This window comes from Sphingomonas jeddahensis, assembly GCF_001981525.1.
Classification (GTDB): Bacteria; Pseudomonadota; Alphaproteobacteria; order Sphingomonadales; family Sphingomonadaceae; genus Sphingomonas; species Sphingomonas jeddahensis.
In genome coordinates this window covers 101,184-123,783 of record NZ_MPSB01000007.1, presented here as the reverse complement: position 1 = coordinate 123,783, position 22,600 = coordinate 101,184, and the positions used below count along the sequence as shown (strand labels likewise).

At 63.4% G+C, this 22,600-nt stretch carries 23 protein-coding genes; 5 read left to right on the top strand and 18 right to left on the bottom strand.

Annotated features, from left to right (window positions below; translation table 11 throughout):
• Positions 1–258: 258 nt before the first annotated feature.
• On the bottom strand, positions 259–954 hold the full coding sequence (locus SPHI_RS09470; RefSeq protein ID WP_076744678.1) for a recombinase family protein: 696 nt from the start codon (positions 952–954) through the stop codon (positions 259–261).
• Positions 955–1,210: 256 nt separating this feature from the next.
• Here SPHI_RS09470 and SPHI_RS09465 point away from each other — a divergent pair, with 256 nt between their 5' ends.
• The gene (locus tag SPHI_RS09465; RefSeq protein WP_144036177.1) at positions 1,211–2,242 is read left to right on the top strand and encodes a DUF4062 domain-containing protein; all 1,032 of its coding nucleotides are present in this window, start codon (positions 1,211–1,213) and stop codon (positions 2,240–2,242) included.
• Positions 2,243–2,270: 28 nt separating this feature from the next.
• Here the strand turns inward: SPHI_RS09465 and SPHI_RS09460 are convergent, their stop codons facing one another.
• The 10 genes from SPHI_RS09460 to SPHI_RS09415 form a co-directional block, all read right to left on the bottom strand.
• Entirely contained in the window at positions 2,271–3,008 is a 738-nt protein-coding gene (locus SPHI_RS09460; RefSeq protein ID WP_076744676.1) for a hypothetical protein, read from the bottom strand.
• Entirely contained in the window at positions 3,005–3,358 is a 354-nt protein-coding gene (locus SPHI_RS09455; protein WP_198927848.1) for a hypothetical protein, read from the bottom strand. Before SPHI_RS09455 ends, SPHI_RS09460 begins: the two co-directional genes overlap by 4 nt.
• A 16-nt stretch (positions 3,359–3,374) precedes the next feature.
• Positions 3,375–3,818 (bottom strand): LacI family DNA-binding transcriptional regulator, encoded by a 444-nt coding sequence (locus tag SPHI_RS15310; RefSeq protein ID WP_076744674.1) that lies wholly within the window; start codon positions 3,816–3,818, stop codon positions 3,375–3,377.
• Entirely contained in the window at positions 3,815–4,798 is a 984-nt protein-coding gene (locus SPHI_RS09445) for a phage minor head protein (RefSeq protein WP_076744673.1), read from the bottom strand. Before SPHI_RS09445 ends, SPHI_RS15310 begins: the two co-directional genes overlap by 4 nt.
• Positions 4,795–5,277, bottom strand: a complete 483-nt coding sequence (locus tag SPHI_RS09440; RefSeq protein WP_076744672.1) for a DnaT-like ssDNA-binding protein — start codon at positions 5,275–5,277, stop codon at positions 4,795–4,797. Before SPHI_RS09440 ends, SPHI_RS09445 begins: the two co-directional genes overlap by 4 nt.
• Entirely contained in the window at positions 5,274–5,594 is a 321-nt protein-coding gene (locus SPHI_RS09435; RefSeq protein WP_076744671.1) for a hypothetical protein, read from the bottom strand. Before SPHI_RS09435 ends, SPHI_RS09440 begins: the two co-directional genes overlap by 4 nt.
• Before the next feature lie 208 nt (positions 5,595–5,802).
• Positions 5,803–6,702, bottom strand: a complete 900-nt coding sequence (locus tag SPHI_RS09430; protein ID WP_076744670.1) for a major capsid protein — start codon at positions 6,700–6,702, stop codon at positions 5,803–5,805.
• Between the two features lie 23 nt (positions 6,703–6,725).
• Positions 6,726–7,031 (bottom strand): hypothetical protein, encoded by a 306-nt coding sequence (locus SPHI_RS09425; protein WP_076744669.1) that lies wholly within the window; start codon positions 7,029–7,031, stop codon positions 6,726–6,728.
• A gap of 8 nt (positions 7,032–7,039) precedes the next feature.
• The gene (locus tag SPHI_RS09420; RefSeq protein ID WP_198927847.1) at positions 7,040–8,329 is read right to left on the bottom strand and encodes a hypothetical protein; all 1,290 of its coding nucleotides are present in this window, start codon (positions 8,327–8,329) and stop codon (positions 7,040–7,042) included.
• A gap of 75 nt (positions 8,330–8,404) precedes the next feature.
• Entirely contained in the window at positions 8,405–9,898 is a 1,494-nt protein-coding gene (locus SPHI_RS09415; protein WP_233130837.1) for a terminase large subunit domain-containing protein, read from the bottom strand.
• 19 nt (positions 9,899–9,917) lie between these two features.
• Here SPHI_RS09415 and SPHI_RS15120 point away from each other — a divergent pair, with 19 nt between their 5' ends.
• The gene (locus SPHI_RS15120) at positions 9,918–10,112 is read left to right on the top strand and encodes a hypothetical protein (RefSeq protein ID WP_233130835.1); all 195 of its coding nucleotides are present in this window, start codon (positions 9,918–9,920) and stop codon (positions 10,110–10,112) included.
• A gap of 856 nt (positions 10,113–10,968) precedes the next feature.
• On the opposite strand, the gene SPHI_RS09410 is transcribed toward SPHI_RS15120, so the two are convergent.
• From SPHI_RS09410 to SPHI_RS09395, 4 genes are all read right to left on the bottom strand, one after another.
• Entirely contained in the window at positions 10,969–12,756 is a 1,788-nt protein-coding gene (locus tag SPHI_RS09410; RefSeq protein WP_076744667.1) for a tyrosine-type recombinase/integrase, read from the bottom strand.
• 1,234 nt (positions 12,757–13,990) lie between these two features.
• Positions 13,991–14,518, bottom strand: a complete 528-nt coding sequence (locus SPHI_RS09405) for a TspO/MBR family protein (protein WP_076744666.1) — start codon at positions 14,516–14,518, stop codon at positions 13,991–13,993.
• Positions 14,519–14,642: 124 nt separating this feature from the next.
• Positions 14,643–15,629 (bottom strand): polysaccharide deacetylase family protein, encoded by a 987-nt coding sequence (locus SPHI_RS09400; RefSeq protein WP_233130833.1) that lies wholly within the window; start codon positions 15,627–15,629, stop codon positions 14,643–14,645.
• A gap of 32 nt (positions 15,630–15,661) precedes the next feature.
• Positions 15,662–17,341: a sensor histidine kinase gene (locus tag SPHI_RS09395; RefSeq protein ID WP_198927844.1), complete on the bottom strand. Its 1,680-nt coding sequence runs from the start codon at positions 17,339–17,341 to the stop codon at positions 15,662–15,664.
• 184 nt (positions 17,342–17,525) lie between these two features.
• Here SPHI_RS09395 and SPHI_RS09390 point away from each other — a divergent pair, with 184 nt between their 5' ends.
• Positions 17,526–18,005 (top strand): Lrp/AsnC family transcriptional regulator, encoded by a 480-nt coding sequence (locus SPHI_RS09390; protein WP_076744665.1) that lies wholly within the window; start codon positions 17,526–17,528, stop codon positions 18,003–18,005.
• Between the two features lie 131 nt (positions 18,006–18,136).
• Here SPHI_RS09390 and SPHI_RS09385 read toward each other — a convergent pair whose 3' ends face one another.
• The gene (locus tag SPHI_RS09385) at positions 18,137–19,432 is read right to left on the bottom strand and encodes a hypothetical protein (protein ID WP_076744664.1); all 1,296 of its coding nucleotides are present in this window, start codon (positions 19,430–19,432) and stop codon (positions 18,137–18,139) included.
• A 125-nt stretch (positions 19,433–19,557) separates the two neighbouring features.
• Here SPHI_RS09385 and SPHI_RS09380 point away from each other — a divergent pair, with 125 nt between their 5' ends.
• Entirely contained in the window at positions 19,558–20,214 is a 657-nt protein-coding gene (locus SPHI_RS09380) for an SDR family NAD(P)-dependent oxidoreductase (protein WP_076744663.1), read from the top strand.
• A 76-nt stretch (positions 20,215–20,290) separates the two neighbouring features.
• Here SPHI_RS09380 and SPHI_RS09375 read toward each other — a convergent pair whose 3' ends face one another.
• Both SPHI_RS09375 and SPHI_RS09370 read right to left on the bottom strand, forming a co-directional pair.
• Positions 20,291–21,358: an oxidoreductase family protein gene (locus SPHI_RS09375; RefSeq protein WP_076744662.1), complete on the bottom strand. Its 1,068-nt coding sequence runs from the start codon at positions 21,356–21,358 to the stop codon at positions 20,291–20,293.
• Positions 21,358–22,104 (bottom strand): SDR family NAD(P)-dependent oxidoreductase, encoded by a 747-nt coding sequence (locus SPHI_RS09370; RefSeq protein WP_076744661.1) that lies wholly within the window; start codon positions 22,102–22,104, stop codon positions 21,358–21,360. The genes SPHI_RS09375 and SPHI_RS09370 overlap by 1 nt, the downstream gene beginning before the upstream one ends.
• Positions 22,105–22,209: 105 nt before the next feature.
• Here SPHI_RS09370 and SPHI_RS09365 point away from each other — a divergent pair, with 105 nt between their 5' ends.
• Complete coding sequence (locus tag SPHI_RS09365; RefSeq protein ID WP_233130831.1) at positions 22,210–22,536, top strand: HNH endonuclease; 327 nt, start codon at positions 22,210–22,212, stop codon at positions 22,534–22,536.
• Positions 22,537–22,600 lie beyond the last annotated feature (64 nt).

Below are 22,600 nucleotides of genomic sequence, written 5' to 3'. Positions count from 1 at the left end.
GACAAATGCAAAGCGGGAGCGTATGTTGAACCGGAAGGCGTGGGCGCGCTTTGGCAGTTTGACCGAAAAGTTGAGGTCCGACGTCTTGACAAACCTTCACCTCGCTATGTCGTGAATTATCGTAGTCGCGGCCTAATTCAATGCGGCCGCACGGTACGGGACGTGTCGATCGCTGCACAGCGTGAGCATTGAATTGGGAGGGACGCGAGAGCACTTTCGGTCAACCTCACACAGGCGCAAAAGCCCGGCTGGCGCGACCTACGCCGGTTTGACGCCTTCCACCCGGTCAAGCACCGCTTTGACTTGTGAGGCCTGCCAGAAGCCGCCACCGCGTGGTGTTGTAATCCGTCTCTCGCTTAAAACGGCGGCGATCTGGCGCAACGATGTAGCGCCAGATGCGCGAGCCTCGACAATCGCGCTGTAAACGTCGTTTGCGCGATTTGCTGCTTTCGCGCTTCTTACTTTCGCGCTTGCTCGCGCAGCATCCCCCGCCGGGAGGGGGTGCCCCCTGTATCCACCAAGGACCACCCCCCTCCCCTTGGCCGCTGCCAGCGCTGCCTTCGTGCGCGCCGAGATAGCCTCGCGCTCTTGCTGTGCGACAAGAGCCATGATGCCAACCGTGAGATTGTTGGCGTCGGGCATGTCGGCAGCGACGAACCGCGCACCGGAGTTCTGTAGGGTGAGAAGGAACGCGGCATCGCGGGACAGCCGGTCTAGCTTGGCGACGATCAGCGTAGCGCCGGTGAGCTTGCACAGGCGCAGGGCCTCTTGGAGCTTCGGACGGTTGGTGTCACGCTTGCCAGACTCCACCTCCGTGAACTCTTCTAGCAGCTCCCATGAGCCGCCGTTGAGGTAGCTGCGCACCGCCTCTTGCTGCGCCTCTAGACCCAGCCCGGATCGCCCCTGTTTCGCGGTGCTAACTCGGTAGTATGATACGTGCTTTCCGGTCGCCATGAGCGCTGTTCCGTTTACTACATCGTTCGTTGTAGCTAACTTAACGGCGTTGGCAGGGTTTGCAAGCGTGAGTTACGAACGGCGCGAAAGCCGCAGAACTCCTGACGATCGTCAGCCTCACCGGCCTGTTCGATCCATTGAGAGCCGCGGTAAGAAGCAAGCCTGTTTTAGCAGGATGCGGTCAGCGGGCGCGACAAGAGCGGCAGGCATGGGGCGGCATGGTTGCATTTGACCAGTAGTACGGCGAGAACATAGCGTGATCGACGCGCGTTCAGAGGTAGGAATGCAGAAAAAGTATCAGGTGTTCGTATCATCCACCTTCCGCGACCTCGCAGATGAGCGGCAGGATGCGATACGAAGCATTCTAGACCTCGGGCACATACCCGCTGGCATGGAGCTGTTCCCGGCGGCGGACACCGAACAGCTCACCTACATCAAAAAAGTAATCGATGAGTGCGACTATTACGTCCTCATCATGGGCGGCCGTTACGGCTCACTTGATGAGCACGGCGTCAGCTACACAGAGCGAGAGTACGACTACGCCGTATCGACCGGCAAGGTAGTTCTTGCGTTTCCACATGGCGACCTCGCCGCAATCCCGGTCGGCAAGAGCGAGACTGCCGATCGCATGCGCGACAACTTGGAACAGTTCCGAGTCAAGGTCATGACTGGAAGGCTAGTGCGAGAGTGGAAGTCTCGTGAGCAGCTAGAGGCGATGGTCGTCAAATCGCTCGTCCGCGCGATGGCAGACTTTCCGGCGGTCGGATGGATTCGCGGAGATGCGGCAGCTTCAGAAGATATTCTCGTCCAGCTTAATCAGGTGAGAGGTGAGAAGGAAGCGCTGCGGATTGAGGTATCTAAGCTCAAGAAGGCAGCGACTCCTCAAGTGGATAATCTTGCGGGCTTTGATGAGTCTATCAAAGTAAATTACAAATACACTCATCACGATCGCTTCGGTTCTGAAATTAGGAACGGTAGCGCTAAGCTGACGTGGCGCGAGGTTACCCAAGCTGTTCTACCAAGTTTCATGCAACCTAGAACCAGAGCGTTTATTTCGAGCTCGTTGTCCACCTATCTAAAAGAGATTAAAGACGCGAGCTATTCCGCAAAGGTTTTTTCGACGGACGTTGACATAATTGCGAGTCAACTTATGGCCCTCGGCCTCGTTTCGTCACATCAAGCAAATGCGACTCAAGGTGGCCTAACAGAGTTTCTGACTATAACAGAGTTCGGAAAGAAGACTCTTCTTGAGTTCTCTACCGTTCGCGCCAAGGCGGCTTCCTCTTAATGCTAGTGACCTAAGATAGCGCGGAAAGCTACCGGGAGCTTGCCTCAATCAACCTTCCGGTCGCTTCGCGGCGAGCGATAAGGCTGTTAGCTAATCTAGATCGCAAGTCCGAACCACCGGGACCATATGCGTGAACGAGCTGGATAATGGTGGCGTCCGTAACGGCGAGCACCTTTCGAGCGCTTGCCCTAAGTTCCACGTCAGACATAGAGTCATAGAACCACGCTGCGGGATTGATGCGGGTATCTCGCAACGTGAACCATTCCATCACGTCAGCCGGCATGTCTCCGAACGCCAGCTCGGGATATTTCAACCGGCCCTGCCCTGTGAAAAGAAGCCCGCCACCCTGATCGGTGTTGATCGCAACGCCATCCACGATCACCGTGTTCAAGAAGTCGTGCCCGATTACGTCACGGTTCGCGAGCCACGCATGCGCGGCGAAGTCCAGCCACACCGCTTCTACAATACGTCCCGTGGCTGGCAACAACGGCTTCCCGTGTATGAAGCGGGACGCCACGCCCCAGCGCGATCCTAACTCAGGTGGGAGGCCTTGGGCGAGGTCCATATCTACAACGCCGGCGCCGGCAGCCTTCAACAGCTTGGCGGTAAGCACCTCGTTCTGTGCGCGTGCGATGCCGATTGCTTCCGAGCCAACGGCAGAACCCTTAACGTAGTATCGAACGCCTTGGCGCTCGTACTGTGCTCCGGGGTTGGAACCCGGCAGTTGAGGCCCGACCTTCGTGAAGGCCGATAGTTGAGCAATCACTGGTGGTCGCTGGCTCGGTTCGCCTCTATCAGCGCCGCGCCAAAATCATCCATGCCGGCGCTATCCCGCTTGGACACGTCGCGGCTCTTTTTCGCCAGTCCTAGCTTGATGAGGTTCGCGCCTAGCAGCGTCACGTTGCGTCGATAGTTCTCTTGATCGACCGGCTTGCCTTCCAACAAGTCGGCGGTTGCTTGTTCGCATAGCATCGCCAGCGTGGCGGCGTTCATGAGCAACAGGCGCTCCGATGGTGTTGGGTGGCGACCTAGCTGGTCGGCGAGTTCCAGCCCGATCGACCGAAACCGCTTGGCTTCCATCGTGCGCCCGTCAATCTTGCGACCGGCGATGCTCATGTCGAACGCGATCGGCTCAATGGACATGACGGCTGTATCCCGTGGCTTCGATCGCCGCGAGCACGCGAGCACGCGTTGCTGGCGAAACGTTCGGGCGATCGTGGATCACTTTTGAAGCGGTGGTCGCCGACACGCCAGCGGCGCGGGCAACATCTGGGATTGACACGCGATGGTGGCGCGGGGGCATGTTGGTGCGCTTCACCTTTATCAGCGCGTCGGGATCGTGCTCCACTCGATTGAGGTAGGCGAGCACGCGCGTGCGCACCTCACCGGGTTCAAACCCCGCCAGTTCGCACACGGTACGGAAGTCGTCACCACCATTGCTAAACCATGCGCGGGCCGATTGCCGAATGGTGCGGTGTCCACTTCCGACGCGGCTCACCCCCGCGGCTTCCTGTGCGGCGTTGACGATCACGCCGACGAATAGCCGCTGCTCGGGACTGATACCGGCGGCGTTCATGGCTTCCGCACCAGCCGTGCTTTGCACCTGCACCCGTGTTCGAGCGGCGGTGTGAGGCAAGGCCCCAGCGGCGTTGCGAACGGCTGATTGAGAGGCACGCCGTCGCGGTTCATTCCGGGCACCTGTGCATGGGATAGGCGCACGCGTTCGTCGCCAGCGGTCTGCCAGTAGCGGCGCTGATCGGCTGGCAGCGCGCCGAAGCATTGGGCGATCTGCCAGCCGGTGAGCTTCGCCGTTTCGGCGATCTGGTGCGCGGCATTGCCGGCAACAGCCTTCGTGCGGGCGTGCCGGAGTGCCTTGGCATGGCGATCCAGCAACTTTTCGGCCTGATCCGAGCTGGTGCCCGTTCGGATCGCCTTGGCGAGCATCTGGCGCTGTGCGGCGGTGATGCTCCCCCGTGTGGCGACAAGGATAGACTTCGCGTCGCGCTTGGGATCGGCGGCATGGGCGATCAGGGCTTCGCGCATCACGTGGAGTGAGCGAGCCTGTGCGACGGACAGGCCGAGGACGCGACGGATCTGGGCCGCGCGGCTGTCTGCGCTCTCACAGGCGGCAAGCATGCGTTGCGCGGTGTCGCGAAGCGCGTTGGCGCTCTCGTGGAGATACGCGGCGCGAAATGAGCGGATCGCGTTATCGCGCGCAGTCACAGCGTCGGCAGCGTTCGTGTTTGCGATATGGCGGGCTTGTGCGGCAGCAAGCGCGACCACAGCGGCAAAGAACGTCGCGAGGGCAGCTACGCCGCTGGTGGCGTCCAGCGCATCGGCGAGCTGCCCTTGTTCGGGATCGTCGGTGCTGATGAACGTGGTGAGCTGGTCGGCGTAGTGGTCGCGGGCGTCGGGGCCTTCCTCATCGGCGTTCGCCATGAGCGCGCCGACAGCAAGCAAGTCGAACAGCGCGATTGCATCATCAAGCGCCGCATCGATCATTTCTTTCAAACCCGCTTCCTGCCGCGCGGTGAGCTGGTCGATAGGGTCGATCAAAGCACCACCTCCGCAACGTTGGCCGACGATGCGCGCAAGTGCGGCTCAATCAGCCGGCGGACGTGCTTCGGCAGCTCATCGGCGATGGTCGGAAAATACATGGTCATGCTGTCGCCAAGCATGCGCTGCATGACGGGCGCGCCGGAATGCTGCCCCTGTGTCAGCAGATGAACCGCCAACTCGACGCATGCCGTGATGATCGCGGGCGGCGTGTCAGCGGTCGCGGGATAGCCGTGCGGCGCGCGATCAGAGACGCGGGGCCACGCGAGCGGTTGTGTCGGAGCGAGCGGGCGACCCTGCCAGCGCATACGATCCAGCAACGCCGTAGCGGTGATGAGAGCTTGCGATCGCGTCGCTTCGGCCGCGCCGTTCCATGCCGCGGCAAACAGGCGAGTTGCGGCGATGGCTTGGGCTTCGGCGAGGCTGATATAGGAGTTCACGCCGGCACGGATCGTCCAGGCGGGCACAGGGTCGGTCACGTCAGATATACCTTGTGGAGCACGCCGTCGCGCAGCTTACGGCGCTCAAGCCGCGCCACCTTGAGGGTGGCGGCGTCGGGCAGCTCGAAAGTGTCGCCGATGACGATGGGGTGCGGGTGGTCGATCAGCCACACAGTTGCGGCAGCGTCGGGCATGGCTTCGCGTGACGCTTGCCCCAGCGTTTTTCCGGGGCTGTAGGTCACGCGCGCGCGGTGATCCGTGAATGTCACGGCCTGAACCTTGCCGAACAGGTCGCGCTGGCCCGCGTGGAGCTGGCGAACAGTATCGGTCATGAGGGGCAACAGGTCGGCAAGCATCGGGCACCTTGGAATGAGGGTGCCAGCCGCGCGCCCCATTTCAGGAGAGAGGGCACCGCTGGCTGTCGGGGTTTTGCATGCGCGGGCACTCGCCGACTTATCCCACGCCGGTATCGCACCGGCCCCTTCCCCACCTCCCAGCGCGCGGCGGGCAACCTTTCCACCGCCGGGAGTGTGTGGGGAGGCTTCTATCGCCGCCGGGGTGAGCTTATGCGGCCTTGATGCCCTTGAGGCGGGCAGCGGCCTTCGGGTGCTTACAGACGAAGCCCGAGTACCATTCGGTCCGCGTGCGGAGCGCCGGCTTGTCGTCCACCTCGCCAAGGTCGCGCGCCTCGATCGGCTTCGTCTGGATGCCGTGGAGCGTGTCAGCGCCGAAGCGGACGGCGTAGATGCTGGTGGTCGCGTTCGCGGTCCCCTGCGCCTCGTCAAAGGCGAGAATGTCCGCGCCCGTCTCGTCTTCCTCGATCAGGCCGAAAGGCACGCCGGCATAGCCGTCCAGCTCGCGACCAAGCTGGTCGGTGCTGATGGTGAGCGCATTGACCGAACGGGCAAGCTGGCGCGCCTTCCGGCGAACCGTCTTGTTCATGAGCAACAGCGAGGGCGTGCCCCGCACCGCGTCGACCAGCTCGTCCAGCATTTCCAGCGTGAGCACGTTGCCGTTGGTGCCGGCAGTCAGCACTTGCTCGCCGGTGAGGCGGCGGTTCAAACCATCGAACTCCTTCGGGTTCGCCGACGTGTCGCCATCAAAGAAGGTGCGCAACCAAGTCAGGGCCGCGGCCTTCGCCTTCATTCCATCGTGAATAGCGCGGGTATCGTTGTCGCCGGTCTGCATGGCGATCTGCGCGACGTCGAAGTCGCTGTCGCCACCAAGGATGGTCAGCGTTTCGGTGAGCGGGTTCACGACGCCGGTGGACTCCACATAGCCTTCGTTGAAGCCACGGAACGCCACGCCGGGAAGTGAGGACTCGCGATTATAGGTGTAGGCGTTGCCGGCGATGTTGATGAACGGCAGCGCGGCGAGCACCGGGTTCTCGGTCGCGAAAATCTCGACAATGCCGCTCGTCAGTGGGTCCGGGTTGAGCTTGGCCCACTCGTTGATCGTAAGCACTTACAGGTATCCTCTCATTGTTTTTACTTGCGGTATCCACCGGCCATGCGGGCAAACACCGGCAGGGACGAAGGATCAGGGGTAACCGGCGTGATTGCCGGCTTGCCGCTGTCGGTGGCGGGCACCGCCGGCTTGGCATCGAACACGCCGGTCGCCTTGGCGTTGTGAAACCATGCGAGCTGGTCGGCTGGCGACAGGCTGGCAGGGATGAGGCCGCGAAGGTGCTCCGGCACGCCGGCAAGCACGGTGGTGGCGGTGTCGGCGAGCTGTGCCTTGAGGGCAGCAAGCTCCGCGACGGCGGGCTCGGGCGTCGAGTTCTCGTTTTCCATGTCGGTTCCTACAGGGGCAGCGCCAGCGCGGCGGACTCGTCGCGGCGGGATTGGAGTTCGCGCATCGCGGCAGCGCGGTCGGGGAAGCCATCGGGGTTCAGCGCCATGAGGGCGTCGGCAGGGCTCCAAAGCCCCAAGTCGATCTTGTCGCGGGTGTTCGCGAGCTGTTCGGCTTCGGTGAGGCTGTCTTGCAGCTCCGCGAAGTCCACGGCGATCGTCGCGTCGTCGGGGATGGTGCCGGGGCGATGCGTGTTCACGACAGCCTTGAGCACCGCGAACAGGCGAGCTTCGGCGATGCGCCATTGCGCAATGTCGTCTAGCCGTTCCTCGCGAAGCTCGATGCGGCCCGCGTGCTTGGCGCTGCCAGACTCTGCGACCTTGGACAGGTCGAACACGTCGCTGCCAACGCCGTGCGTGGCGGCGGTCTGGCGCAACACGAACTCGATTGCCGACAGGATCGACGCAATCGGGGAGTTGGGGCTGGCGAAGCCGAACTGCCCGCCCTGCGGAAGCGCGATTGCGCGATCGGGGCCGAATTGCAGAACCTCGTTGGCGCTGATGCCGGTGGCCCATGCCTGTCCGTGCGCCTGCGATTCTACACTTCGCCACAGGTTCGCCAGTGCGACGTTCACGGCGTCTTGTGCTTCAATCAGGTCGTTACCGCCGGGAAGAAAGAACTGGACGTCGGGCAAGCGGTCGAACAACGGCACGAACGGCAGCACGCCGTAGGGATTGACGTTGCCGTGATTGCCTTCGATCCGGCGGGGCACGCCGCGATAGTTCAGGTGCCGAAAGCCGGTGGCAGTCCAATCGGAATACGTCACGTCTTCGGCGCGGGTCGCACCGTGCGTGATGATGACACGTTCCGGGTTCTCCGGGTCGGTGTAGAGCACGTCCAGCACGTTCGGCGTGATGACTGCCAGCGTCGGCGTGCCGGTCGCATCGTTGAAGCCGACTTGCAGCAGCCCCGTCTTGCATAGCTTCACATAGCGTGAAGCCTTCTTGAGCACGGCGTCGGCGTTCATCGCACGATAGAGCGCGTCCATCGTTGCTTGATCGACGCCGCTGAACACGCGCCGGGGCTGGATGCGATAGGTGTTGGCGCGGCGATTGGTGATCGCGCGCACGACATTGATGCTGAAAAGCCGGAACTGTTCAGGTCGCGACCAGCGACGGGCGATGAGCTTGAGCGTCTCTTGCGACTGCTCGTCGCAATAATAGCGAAGACGACGCGCACAATCGTCCTTGCGATCGCGCGACGCAGATGCTATCCGAACAGTGTCAGTTGCGAACAACACTTGACGTACTAAGCTCCAAACAGACGAAAGTGATAGCAGTATAGCTTAATACTGCTTGCGAGTCACGATGTTTGTTCATCGTGGCACCGTATGTGCGCCAACATTTTTTAGCTTCGTCGTTGCGAAGACTTCAAACTCAACCGGCTGAATAGGCTTGCGAGCGCGATAAGCATCGAACAGGCGGGAAGCTTCGCGCATCGAGCGACACTCGCGCGCGCACAGCGGAACGTGCCCTCCCCCGTTCAGCACGCACGCCGCGATGGCAGCGCCGCGCCCGTTACAGGCGATGCCCTCAAGCTCATACGGGTTGAGAGAGACGTGCCGGAGAGAGTGCGCAGCCCATGCCAGCGCATGCACAAAGTCGTCGTGAGCGCCGCGCGGATGCGTGAACTTGGGAACGGCGGCTTCGCCATCGGTCGCCTTGCCGTCTGCATGCACCTCGAACACGGCGAGTTCGGCGAGTAGGTCTTTGAAAGCAGGATGGATGTGGAGGCGCTGTTCAGCCGCAGCCTGATACAGCCTCATGAACGCCTGATACTTCGACTTGCGCGACGGGTGGACCACCTCAACGCCGGAGCTGAACGGCTGTGTCGCGGCCCAATCCGCCACGTCCTGCGCCCCGTAGGACTCCAACGTGGCGCGGCTCATGCCGTAACCCCGATGGTAACCGTCTAGCCGGCTCTTGATGCCGCCAAGCCGGCCAAGGAACACGCTGTCGGCGTCGAGCACAAATAGGTGCTCCTCATCGTCCAGCACGATCTTGGCGACACAGGCGGTCACGGTGCGGTCGCCGTGCCGCGATCCGCCGAACGCACGGTCCAAGCCACCGCCGACGATGTAGGCGGACCCAGCGGCGAGCGCCTTCACGTCTAGTGGATATTCGTGCGTGCATGCTGCCAGCACATCGGAGGGGAACAAGGCGCTGGTCGCATCGCCCCAGCGGTTCAGGTGATACAGCGCGAACTCATGCGGCAGCATCTGGCGCGACAGCGACCGGAGCTTGGTTTCGCTAATCCAAGGCGGCGCGTTACGGCATGCGTCGCCAAGGTCGGCGTAGGAGATATGGCTGAACGCGATCGACGTGTCAGGGTCGGTCGGATGGTTCGCGGCCTGATACAGCTCGTATAGCTTGTTCGACTTGGGAGAGACGGTGCTGTCGATCAGCATGAGCGAGCCGGCGGTGTCCAGCAGCGAGCCGGCGAGCGCCGCGAACACCTCATCGCCGCGCGGTGCGGCGTGAAGCTCCGATACTTGGGCGCACGACAGCTTCTTGCCCCATAGCGCGGCAGGGTTGGCGCTGAAGGCCTGAATGGTAGAGCCGGCGGTCGGGAACTCGATACGGTCGCCAAGCACGTTGATGGTGCCCGCCGCGACCAGACGCTTGAGCAAAGGGGTTTGCTCGAAAGCCTCACGGATCGACCGAAACGCCGTATCCACAACCTGCTTCTCGCTGTTCGCGACAACGGCGACGGTTTCGGTCTGGCGAGTGAGGAACCGCCAGACGATGATCATAGCTGACGTGACAGACTTGCCGTGTCGCCGCGGCCAGCAGAACGCCGCGACAGACACCTCTTCGCCGTCCAGCGCCTTGGCGATTTCCGCGCTTTCACGGGGACCGGGAACGAACGGGGTGAAACCGCCGGTGCTCGACCGGACGCGGGGCTGCACGTCATCCAAGAACTTGAAAAAGCCCGCGCTGCCGGAACGCCATGAGGCGATCGACGCGGCGAGGCTGGACGTGGCAGACGTGGTGGACAAGCTGACGAACTCGGAGCTGATTTGAACGCCGCGTGGTTCGCGGGATCAGCCAAACGACGCTCGGCTTGAGCGGCCCTTGTCCGGGCATGGACCGCACGCGGTCCTGAATGTTTCGGTGCCTAGTGCCGCTTCGCGGCTAGTGGCTCGCTGTGTTCATCGTGAGCGCGCTAACGTGTTCGCCTCAAACGCCGTGGGGTATAGCTCGCCGGGTAGCTGGGAGAGTTATCCTCACTCCGATGAGGGGTTTAGCGTCACCATGACGAACGCCGACGATTGTAACAGAACTAGCACGAGATTGGAACAGGGTTTGTTGATAGCCATTGCTCGCCGCGACCGATGCAGGGCGCGATCTCGTGAGGCCCAGCAAGCTACCCGCCGGTGTGGTTTCGTTTCAACCTTGAACCCCCTAGCGCGCGCGTGTGTATGTATAATACTACACGGGTAGCGCGCGGGGGCGCATCCATAAGAATCTAAATAACTAAATATATATTAGATTCATGATTCAGAATCAGATTCGATTCATGAAATAGTATCCCTCACTTCGTTCGGGATACCGAGCGACGCCTTCGCGTCGCTCTTTTTTGTCAAAAGACAGTATAGCTGACCTATTCGGGTTCAGACAGAACCGGGACTGCGGTATTCAGCGAAGCCAGCGGTGTTCAAGCACCTCGGTGTGCCCCTCTTGCGCTGGAATGGGGTTGTGGGGCCGTTCAGGAACCCACCGGCGAGCCGAAATCCAGAACCTCTGGCGTGCATGCCTTCTATTTTGGCCGCAAACGCATGCTACAGCGCGATTCCAGGGCCTTCCGCTGCCAGACAGCCTGAACAGCTTAGTCACGCTGCAATGGCCGTTTCCGGGCAAAATAGCCACACCGCCAGTTTCAAGCGTTTGGCAGCATCAAGTGCGCGAAGTTAACGCCCTTGAACGGTTCAGCCCTAAATGCCGCATCGACCATCGCCTTCAAGCGCGCTGGAGTACCCTGCGGCAAGTTGCCATAGACGCTTGTAATCGTGTTGTTTGAATGCCCGAGCACAAGCTGCCCGAACTCAACATCAATGAACCCCGCAGCGCGCATGGCATCCGACATCGTATGTCGGAAGGAGTGCATCCCGAAGCCATCAGCCCCGTCCTTCACACCAATACGTGTTAGATACCGACCAAGCCACCGCCCCGGCGCGGCCCCCAACGGATCGTGGGCGCGCACCTTCAACTCGGGGAATAGCTGCTGATTGCCATCATGTTTGCTGCGCGCGAGCTGCTCGCGCCAATAATCTAGAAATCCTGCGGCGATTAGATGATCATGGAGCGCTGCAATACGGCTCTGTTTATTCTTGATTCTTCGCCCGCTCGCCTCATCGTGTTTCAGCATTATTAGTGGCACGGCATCTTTAATAGCAACATCATCGACGTGCAGCTGCGCGATTTCTGTAACGCGCGACCCGGTAAAAAGGCATAGCAATGGTATCCAGTAGCGGTGATCCCTCACCGCGACCTCACCAACTTCGTGCTCTTTACCAGCCCCGCCGCACCTCGCGAACAACGGCGAGCCGACGATGGCGTTGAGCTGCGCTGTCGTGAATGATGGACGGCGATTCTCACCCTTATCGAGCGCGGGATGCAATCCATCAAACACGTTGCTATCGAGCGCCAAGTGTCGCGGCCCATCGCTGATAAGCCAATCAAACAGGGGCGCGATAATTGACAGATACTTCGCTTGCGTTGTCAGGCTCATTATCTTCAATCCGTCCCGCTTAGCGATAGCGATGCAATCGGCAATTGATGCACTCGCAATCGACGCCAACTTGCCCCTCGACGCCGGGAACTGCGCAAGCATGTCGCGGAACGCCCGCGCATCGTCTTTCGTGATTGATCCCACCGCTCGCTTCGCGCCAACGAACTCCGAAAACAGCTCGACCGCAACGCGGTCTTTCTGAAACAGTTCGATGCGGCGACGGCGCTTGCGCCCCGGCTGGCAGCGCCACGCCGCGAAAGCGTCATACAGGTCTAATATTGTTTCACCGTCCGCCGCTGTCTCGCGCTCACGCTGGCGCACGCGCGCGATCACCGGGCTTTCACCGACTGCCTCTAGGTCGCCCACATTGCGCCGATGCTGCGCCTGTAGGTTCGCAAGCCGAGAAGCGTTCAGGCGATCGACCAGCTTCCGGTAAGCCTCACCGTCGCGGTCCAACTCAACGCCAAGCGCTTCCATTGCCTCTTCGGCAAGTTCCCGCACAAGCGCGTCGTCACCAGTGGCAGCAGCCCGCACCTGTTCCTCAAGCTCGGCACGGACGAAGGCGACGTGCGCGCGATACATGTTGCCACCCTTGCCGGCCAGCGTTCGCCGCCCTGTGTCGGCGGCAGAAAGGGGCAGCTCATACCCAAGCACAACGGCGGCTTCGTCTAGCTCGTGGTCCGCCGGTGTGACGGTTCGTGCGACTGGAAGCGCCGAAGCCGCCGGCACCAACTCGCCCCGCAACATCGCCCACTCTCGCTTCCAATCGTCCAGCACCCGCAAGGCGCGATCCGATGCAATCCGGCGATCGGTCGTGCCCATCGACTTGACGCGCTCCTTCGGCTTGCCGGGGGCGTGAAGTGCGCGCGGAACTGGAACACGAAGCTGCCAAGTGCCGCGCTTGCCGCGCTGAACAAGGTAGGTGGCGAGAGACATGGAAGGCGGGTTCTCCGTGCAAGTGCTGTAGCAACTAGTAGCACGGTTGCTGTAGCAAGTGGAGTCAGAAAGCCGCAGAAAACTGCGACTCGTGGTCAATCCTGTGTCAATGCCGGCCAGTTATTCCCATCCTGTCTCCCCGACCACTTGCCGGCAGTTAAGTTCGCATGGCGAGAAGACTGCAGGCACGACAAGCGTGCCAACCGGATGAAGCAACCGTGGCGGTCTAGCGTCAACCTTCGCTGCACTGTGCAGCCGGAATGATGCCAGTCGGGCAGCACATAAACCATCCACCCGCCAGGACCTAAGGCGACCCGGGTGGGATCGCCCCGCACCTCGGACGGAAACCAGCCGTAGCTGTAGCCCTGGCTGCACCATCGCGATGTCGAGAGCGGTGTTTCGCTTTGAACCACCCACCCCGGGGCGAAGGTATTCGGCGCCCGTCGATGATCCCGTGCAGCAGGTATAGCTCCCCCGAAGGGCCAGCGCGACTGGGCACAGCCGCACCTCGTTGCCGCCGAAGTAGATGCCGCGCGGATCGGCGGGCCAGGACGGAATTGTAATCCCGAGCGACTCGCCAATGAACGGCCGGGACAATGCGTGGCGCACCCGATTGCAGCGCCACACCCGCTTGCCGTGAAAGTCTCCGGAGGTGGGCTTGGGCTCCGCTTGCACTTGGCGGATAGATTCAGCGGTGAACGGCCGTTGAAGGCGTGACTGGTTAGGGTTGCACCCTCTCGCAGCACCAGCAGCAAACGCGATTGCGGCAGCCGGCACGCCACAGCAACGGTGTCGCGCATCGCTGCGGCATTTAGCTCGCGCGTGGCCGTCACCGCTGACTGCTCGACGATTGCAGCGGAAGCGCGCGGGCTGGAAGATGCGACAATAGGCTCGCTGCGCGCTGGCCACATGCTCGATCATCCGATGCGGGGCGCATTATCATTGCGTTGTCCGGCTTCGCTCCCGCCGGCTAACGGAGGCAAGGAGTGTACCGCGCCCGGCCGACAGGCGGCGCCATGAGTCCTTTACCCGTGCAGGGCGCGCCGCAGAGATGACGGACGCGGGGGTTGAGCGGCGCAGCGAGAGGACGCGCGGAGTGCGCCTCGTCGCCCGCCAAGCTCAGGTTCCGTCACATCGCCGGACGAAGGCGACATGGTGGGGGCTCAGTTTTGTGGACGCCCTGCTCGGCATAGCCGCCGAGCCACCTGCATGCTGGCAAGCGTCGCACCGCTCCTCAACTCTCGGGTGAAAGTTTCCGGGGCAAGGCGATTCCGCCAGAGCCTTGGTCCGCCCCGCGATTGCGTCGGCGGACGCCGTTTGCGAGCACCGTCGCAAAGCCGAGCCAGGCGGTAAGCGGCAGACCGGCAAGCGCCGCAGGCCGGTCCAAGCGAGCGGCAGTTGCGACATAGGCGACACCAGCGCCGCTCATCGCTGCCGCCGCCACGGTGCTCGGCCCCAGCGCGTGACGCCGGAAGAACAGCTCGGTCCATCCGCCGATCATCGCGCTCGTGCCAAGCCAAAGCGTGAGAGCAGCGTTGCGCTCGGGCGAGGGCATCCGGCGAAGAAGGCGATAGCCGCCCACCGCCATCCCGGTCTCCAGTACCGGCCAGATCAGGCCGAAGACGGCATCGGGCGGGGTGTAGGCAGGCTTGCGGAGACGATGATACCAGCGATCGATCGACGGGTGCCCAGGCTCGGGCGCGTTGCGCCGGCCCAGCAAGGCGCTCGCGCCGAGCACTCCTGCAACAATTGCGGCCGCCATCAAGGGAGAGGCGCCTGATCTGCCGGGTGAAGACTCTTTCATGGCCGCTCAACCCGCCGTCGGGGCCGAGGCTCCCCAGGCGGCGGCTAAACAATGCAGAAACCTGCGGCCTGCGGCCACCTTTTCAAGTCACACGATCCGCCGCGTCGATCACCTCGTCCAGCGACGCAGGGCGCACGTCCAGCCGCGCCAGCAGCGCGAGCAGCTCGGTCCACCAGCGGTGGAAGCGGGCCAGATCCGCCGCATCACGAACATAAGGCGTGTTACCGGGCACCAGGCTTGGCGAATGGAACGAGAAGGTCAGCAACCGCGCGCCTTGGTCAACCGCGAGGCGTACCGCCGCCATTGCCTCGTCGATGGGCACGTCCTCGGGCGTCAGCGGCACGCGGGACAGCAAGCCACTTCTGGCTAACAGGCCATGCCCACGCGGCACATGGCCGGCAAGGCGATGCCAACGTGAACCGTGCCGCCGCAACGCCCCGGTATAGACCACAGTCAGCGGCACTTCGATCAGCTGCCGCTCCTCGGTCCTAAACGCATCGGGCGCGATTTCACTGAAGTCCGGCCCGCCCGCTCGGGAATAATCGTGAAAGGCGCGCATCGATGTATCCACCCGATAGCCGCGCTCCGCGAGCAGGCGCAGTGTGCGGGGGCCCAGACCATAGCGCCCGGCACGAAAGGCACGCGGCGGCGCACCGATTGCATCGGTGATCGTTCGCGTCAGCGCATCCAACTTCGCCACTTCCAAGGCCGGCGGCAGATTGCCGGCGAACGACAGATGGGTGGAGGGCTGCTCGTCATGCGGCGGATTGACCCATGGATGAAGCTGCGCACCGATCGCCACGCCCTTGTCCGCGATCAGACTCCGTAACGTATCGGCCGCTGCCGAATCGGCGACGACCGGATAGTCGCATAGATAGCAAGGCGCGACGCCGTGATCGATGAAGCGGCGATGCATTGAGGGCAGCGCCGCAATCGCCCGCACCGACCGAGCCGTGCGCGAGAAAGGCGCCGCCCAGTCGAACTCCTCCTCCGTGTCGACGAAGACGATGAACCGGCAACCGAAGTCGCTTGGCCAATTGACTCGATCCGAGGGCGGCGGCGGCGGCACGTGCCATCCATGCGAGCCGCCAGCCTCCACGATCAATGCGTCGCAGCCTGCCCCAGCCCATCGGCGGGCGACGCCGGCAGCGTCACCGTCAGGCGATCCGCGGCGATCACAAGCTGGCCGCCCAGTTCCGCCGCCAGATTGCGCACGAGCCGCAGCGCAAACCCGGTTCCCAGCAGGGGGGCGCCCGATAGCGCCGCTTCACGCTCCGCATCCAGCGCAAGCAGCTGGTCCTCCGTCATTCCCGCCAGTGCGCGCGGCCGCGTGACCGCGATGAAAGCACGGTCGATCCCCGACCGCCCGGCCGAAACATGGATCGCTTCGCTGGCCTGAGCTGCCGACACCAACGTCGCGATCAACCGGGCGAGCAGCCGCTGCACAGCCCGATCATCGCAGATCAGGGCGAGCGCCGCGTCCATCGGCGCGACCGACAGCGCGCCCCCGCGTAGTTCGGCCAGCGCCTGCAATTCGCCGGTAAGCCGGCTGAGCAGCGGCGCCACCTGCACGGTGCCCGGCCGAAGATCGAGCGCAGCGCCTTCGATCCGCGCCGCAAGGTCGAGATCCTCGATTGCCGCAACCAGGTCGCCGGCGCAGCCGCGGATCGCGGCCGCCCGCTCGCGGTAGACCGGCGCTACCGGGCCGAGCAACTGCGCCTCGATCAGCTCCGAGAAGCCGGCGATGGCGTTGGTCGGCGTGCGGAGTTCATGAACAAGGCGCCGGAGCCCGTCTGCCCCACCCTCTCCCATGTCGCGCGCCGCCGTTTCATCCACGCGCGGGCGCCGCGCGCTCCCGCGATAGCCCTTGAAACGCCCGGTGTCGGGATTGAAGTGCGGCGTGCCCGAAATGCGCCACTCGCCAGCCAGCGCCGTGCCGCTGTCCAGTGTCAAGCGTGCGTCGGCAAACGCCGCGCGCTCGCGAAACGCACCGGCGACCACGCCATCGACCTGTACGCCGCCACCCGGCAGCGCCAGCCGCAAGCCGATCAGTGCCCCGCGCGGTCCCGCATCGGCCCAGCGGATTACCCCGTCGGTACACGTCTCGAAGCGAAAATTGTCCGCCATTCGCGCCGGCTGCATCGGCGCGACAGGCCCGCGATGGCGTTGAAAGCTGGCAATTCGATCGACCAGTTCCGCGATCTCGAACCCGCCTGTCTCGTTCGGCTGGGGCGCCTCGGCATTCTGCCGCGCGGCAGCGACCAGGGGCAGCCTATCGGTAATGGCTCCGATCGACGTGAACGGGCTTGGCCCCATCGGCGGCGACACCGGCTGATTGACGGGCGGCGGCGGATCATAACCAATCACGAAATCGGTCGCGCCGAAGCTCTCCAGCGCGCGGACGACTGCCGGGTCGAGATCGTCGCGACGCCGCAACGTCGCACGCGCGGCCGGCCCAAGTTGCGGAAGCAGCGCGATCCACGCATCCGCCGGCAAGCGAACCGCGCGAACCGCCGCGGACGCCACCTCCGGTTCATCCTGCGCGAACAGAGACACCAGCGCCGCCGGTGGTGTCGCGAGCGCCAGCCCGCGCGCCGCCGCGCCGCGCACCGACGCTGGCACCTGATCGCGCAGCAGCCGCAGCCGCTCCAGCGTTTGCTCATCCTCGGGAATGCGGCCGCGCGCGATCAAGTCGATCAACTGACGAAACGTGGCCTGCGCGCCGAACGCGGTGGAGGCATCGGCAGCCAACACAGTCTTGAGACTATCGTCGAACCGCACGCGCTGCCTCGTCATCTCGCGGCGACCGTCTCGCTGCGTTTGCTGCTCGTAGCGAACGTACCAGCTTTGTGAAACAGCCGAATCATCCGCCTGTCACACTGTGAGACAATTGCGTTCAAACGCAATTATCCTATAGGTGCGACCATGTTCTTGATTGAAAAACTGCGCAAAGCAGAGGCGGCCGATGCTTGACCGGATCGATCGGCGGATCCTCTCGCTCCTCCAGGAAGATGGCCGGATGACCAACGTCGATCTGGCCGAACGTGTCGGACTGACCGCGCCGCCATGCCTCCGCCGAGTGCGCTCGCTCGAGCAAGCCGGGGTGATCCGCGGTTACCACGCGGATTGCGAGCCCGCCATGCTCGGCTTCCCAATCACCGTGTTCGCGATGGTCAGCCTGCGCAGCCAGGCCGAGCATGACCTGTCCGCCTTCGAACGTCATGTCGCCGGCATCCCCGAAGTGCGCGAATGCCACATGCTGAATGGCGAGATCGACTTCATCCTGAAGATCGTCGCCGCGGATCTTGAATCCTTTCAGCGCATCCTGACCACGCATCTCACCGCCGCGCCCAATGTGGCGAGCGTTAAATCCTCGCTGACGATCCGCACCGCCAAGTCCGCCCCCGGCGTCCCGATTACCGTGGACGAGGAAGCAGCCGCCTGACCGCGCCTGGCCGCTAGCGGAAGGGACCAGCACAGGCCTCCACCAAAAAGTGGCGTATCGCCTCGCACCGCCACTTCAAACGAAAAGGGGCGACCGAAGCCGCCCCTCCCCAATCAATCAACCGTCCAGCTTTACGCCGTCGGCGGATTGTCGAGATACACCGTCCACAGCGAAGCGATGTCGGTGCGCGGCGCGGTCTTCACCGCCGCGAACGCCGCCTTGGCGCCGGCTTTATCGCCAGAATTCGCCAGCGCGATGCCCATGTGCGTATTCACCACGTCGGCGTCCACGCCGCCCTTGGTCATGGCGACCTTGTAGAGTTCGATCGCCTTGGCCCAATTGCCCATACCGAGATAAGCATCGCCGGTGTTGAGCGCGATGCGGCCATTGGCGCCCGCCTTGGCCTTCGCCTCAACCGGTGCCAGCGATCCTTCGCTCGCGATCGCCTGGTTGGCGACGCGCATCAGGTCGTTTGCCGAAGCGCTGCTCGCCGGGATCTTGCCCGCAGCCTTGCCCTCGTTGAGCACCGTCTTGGTCTCGTACGGCAGGCCCAGGTCATAGGTCCACTGCGCATAGGTCTCATAATCATACTGATCGGCCAGCGCCTTGGCCGAGCGCATCAGGCGATAAAGATCGACCTTCTGCCCCTTGTCCAGGGTGACCGCGCTCTGCTGAGTCATGCCGTAAGTGACGATGCCGTCGCGCCAGTTCTTGGACGTCGGGTAAGCGACCACCCACTTCTTGATCCAATTGGCAGTCTGCGGGCCCATGCGCTTCTTGTTGGTCTGCGCGATGGCGTATTTGTACAGATCTTCGCTCGGCTTTTGGCCGGCGGCGGTCTGCGCATCGATCGCCTTTTCCAGCTCCGCCGCGCCGCCAGCAACATCGCCGGCGTCCATCTTCAGCTTGACCATCTGCAGCGGCAAGTTGGGATCGTTATAGCCCAGCTGCTGCGCGCGCTGAAAATAGTTGATCGCGCCCGCGCTGTCCTTGGCGTTCGCGGCCATGATGCCGAGCTGGTAGTTATACTTGGCAACGTCGACCGCCGGGGTCTTCGGGTTGGCGATCAGCGCCTCCAGCGGAGCCTTGAGCCCAGCCTCATTCATCTGCTGGTTGGCGGCGCGCGCATCCTGGATCTTCACCGCTTCCGATTGCAGCTGAAGCGCCGCGACAATGTAGCGATCGTCATCAGTCTTGGCGGCCGCCTGCGCGGTAGTCAGTTGCGTGGCGGCGGTGGCGAAATCCTTTGCGGCGATGGCAGCCTGCGCGGCGGCGGCGGCATTCTGCACGTCCTTGCTCAGCTTGAGCGCAGGAGCACCGCCCTTTTGTTCCTTTTTCTTCTGGGCGATCGCCGGGGGCGACACGGCGAGGCCCGCCGCGCCGGCCATCAACGCGGCCGCAAAGGCGACGCGGGAAATGTTCTTCATGAAATCTGCTCTCCTCTCGAGGCGTGAATGCTTGAACAAACGCTTAGTCCCGTTGCGCCGCCTCATCAAGGAAGTGCGCTGAATGGACATTGAACGTAACGTCTCAGGGGCTTAGCCGTTTTGGCATGAATGCAGTAATCATTGGCGCCAACGGCGGGATCGGCAAGGCACTGGCGGATGCGCTCGTCGAAGAAGACGCGTCGGTTCATCGTCTAGCCCGTCCGGAATGCGACATCCTGGACGAAGCGTCGCTCGCCGTTGCAGCCGCCGGCGCCGGCACGCCTGATCTCGTGGTGGTCGCCACCGGCTTGCTGCACGAAGGCGAGCACGGCCCGGAAAAGGCGATCCGCGATCTCGACCCCGACTGGCTCGCCCGCCAATATGCCGTAAACGCGATCGGCCCCGCCCTGGTCGCCAAGCATTTCCTGCCGATCATGCCCCGCGCTGGCCGGTCCGTGTTCGCCGTGCTTTCCGCGCGGGTCGGCAGCATCTCGGATAATCGGCTGGGCGGCTGGTACGGCTATCGCGCCAGCAAGGCAGCCTTGAACCAGCTCGTCCGCACCCTGTCTATTGAGGACAAGCGTCGCAACGATCGCAGTATCGTCGTCGCGCTCCACCCCGGCACGGTAGATACCAAGCTGTCGCGACCGTTTCAGCAATCCGGCCGCGACATCTTCCGGCCGGATCGCGCCGCCGTGCAGCTGCTCGACGTACTCGACGGCCTGAAGCCGCAGGACAGCGGCAAGATTATCGCGTGGGACGGCACCGAGATCGCACCCTAGCCGCTCGGAACACTTCCTGAGCGAAGTCGCAGCGCGCCACGATTACCTCATCGCCCTTGGGAGAGGAAACTGCCCCTCACCCCATCAACGCCAGCGCATCGCAATCGATCGCCTGCGCACACCCGCCGCGCGCCATCGCCAGAAACATTGCATCGCCCCGCTCGGTCCGCTTGGTCGAGGCCGAAGCGAACACCGCGGTCGAAACCCCAGATAGCAACGTCATTCGATAGTCGCGGTACAGCGCGTCATAGTCATAATCCCGCACGCCAAAGCCACGCAGCTGCTCAAGATAATATTCCAGCAGATGCCGCTCATGCCGCCGCCGATCTTCAATAGAGATCGCCAGTCCCATGAAATACGCGACGTCCACTGCGCCGACGCCGATCGCCGGCGATTGCCAATCGAGCACCGCCAGCGGCACTTCACCCCCGCGCGCATCGAACAGCATGTTATCGAGCCGGAAATCCCCGTGCGTTAGCGTGAAGCTGGTTGGTGGATGAACGGTCGCATTGGCCATCAGCGCCCCATAACGGTCGCACACCGCCATATATTCGGGCTCCAACACGCCATCGTAGCGTCGGTGGAACTCGGCGAGGCAGTCCGGAAACACCTGGATCACGAACTCGCGCGCACCGCTGACGTTCAGAAAGGAATGGTCACGCAGCGTTTCATCGTTCCACCGCGGGCCGTGCAGCGCTGCCGCCTGCTCCATCGCACGCTCGGCGTCGGCGATGTCGCATCCCGTAAGCTGATTGCCCGGCCGCGACGGTGTCAGATCCTCGAGCAACAGCGCAAAGGTGCCGTCCGCCGGATCGTGCTCCGCGGAAACACATCCCGGCGATCGGATCGCCACGGTATGCGCAACCTCGCGATAAAAGCCCACCTCGCGCTCATACAGGCCGAAGCCCGCGCCCGTCTGTCGGCTGGTCGGATCGGCGCTGGCGAACTTGCCGACGAACGAGGCGGGCGCACCCTCATCGCCATCATAGGCCACTTCGAACCGGATCGAGTCGCCCAGCATCCCGACACCCACCGGCTTCGACGTGACTGCCGTCACCGACGCCTCGCGCAGCACACCGGCCCCGCGCAGCCGCTTGGTCAGCCAGGCTGCGTCGACCGCGCCGGCCTCCAGATCGCTCGCCATCAGCAGCCTCCATCGCAGCGGATGACGGTGCCGGTGACGAAGCTCGACGCCGGACTCGCCAGATACAGCGCGCTGGTGACGATCTCCTCCGGCCGCCCCGGCCGGCCGCTGGCGCTGTTCGTCCGCTCGCGCGCTTCCTCGGTCCACGCCTTGGAAATATCGGTCAGGAAGGGCCCGGCCGCGATCGCATTGATCCGCACCTTGGGGCCATATTCGTGCGCCATGCTGGACACCATCGCATTGAGCGCGGCCTTGGCTCCGGCATAGGGCACTACCTGCGGGGTCGGCCGCAGCGACGCGATCGACGACGTGGCGAGGATCGCGCCCCCGTCACCTTGCGCCATACGATGCGCCACATTGGCCATCAGCCGGAACGGACCTTTGAAGTTCAGCCCGACCACGCTGTCGAACAGTGCCTCGGACACTTCATGGCTCGGCACCAGCGGCCCCATGCCAGCGTTGGCGACCAGGATGTCGAGGCGCCCGAAGGTATCCCACGCCGCATCGGCCAGCGTGTCCATCTCGTCCCACTTGCCCGCATGCGCCGGAATCGCCGCTGCGCGCCGCCCCTTGGCCTGCACCTCCGCCACTACCGCGCCACAAGCATCCGCCTTGCGGCTCGAAACGATCACATCGGCACCGGCATCGGCAAAGGCGAGCGCCATTTCGCGCCCGAGCCCGCGCGAACCACCGGTGATCAGCGCTACCTTGCCCGACAGGTCGAACAGAGCCTGTGGTCCAGCCATCCTCATCTCCTAAACGTCGCCGATCGTAAGCCGGCTGACTTAGGCGAGTTATGCCGATTGCGCCGCGCGCTGCAAGTCGCCCGGTGACTTCCTATGTTGCGCGGGATGGGTCGGGTGAAACGCAAGCTCGGTTTACTGGAGGCGGCAGCGCGCGCCGAGGCGCCGCCGCCACTCGTATGCGCCCTGTGCCACCGTCCGCTGGGCACCCGCACCGAATGGCATCACGTCGTGCCCAAAAGCGAAGGCGGCCGCGAAACCGTGCCCCTCCATCCGATCTGCCACCGTACCATCCACGCCGCCGCCGAAAACGCAACGCTCGCCCGGCTCGGCGATCTCGGGCCGGTACGCGCACTGCCGCCCGTCGCGCGTTTCCTGAAATGGGTCGCAAACAAGCCCCCCGACTTTCACGCGCCCACCTTCAAGGCGCGGTAAGATCGGCCTCTTCCATTCCGTCATGCCGAACTTGTTTCAGCATCCACCGCGCCCAAACAGCGGC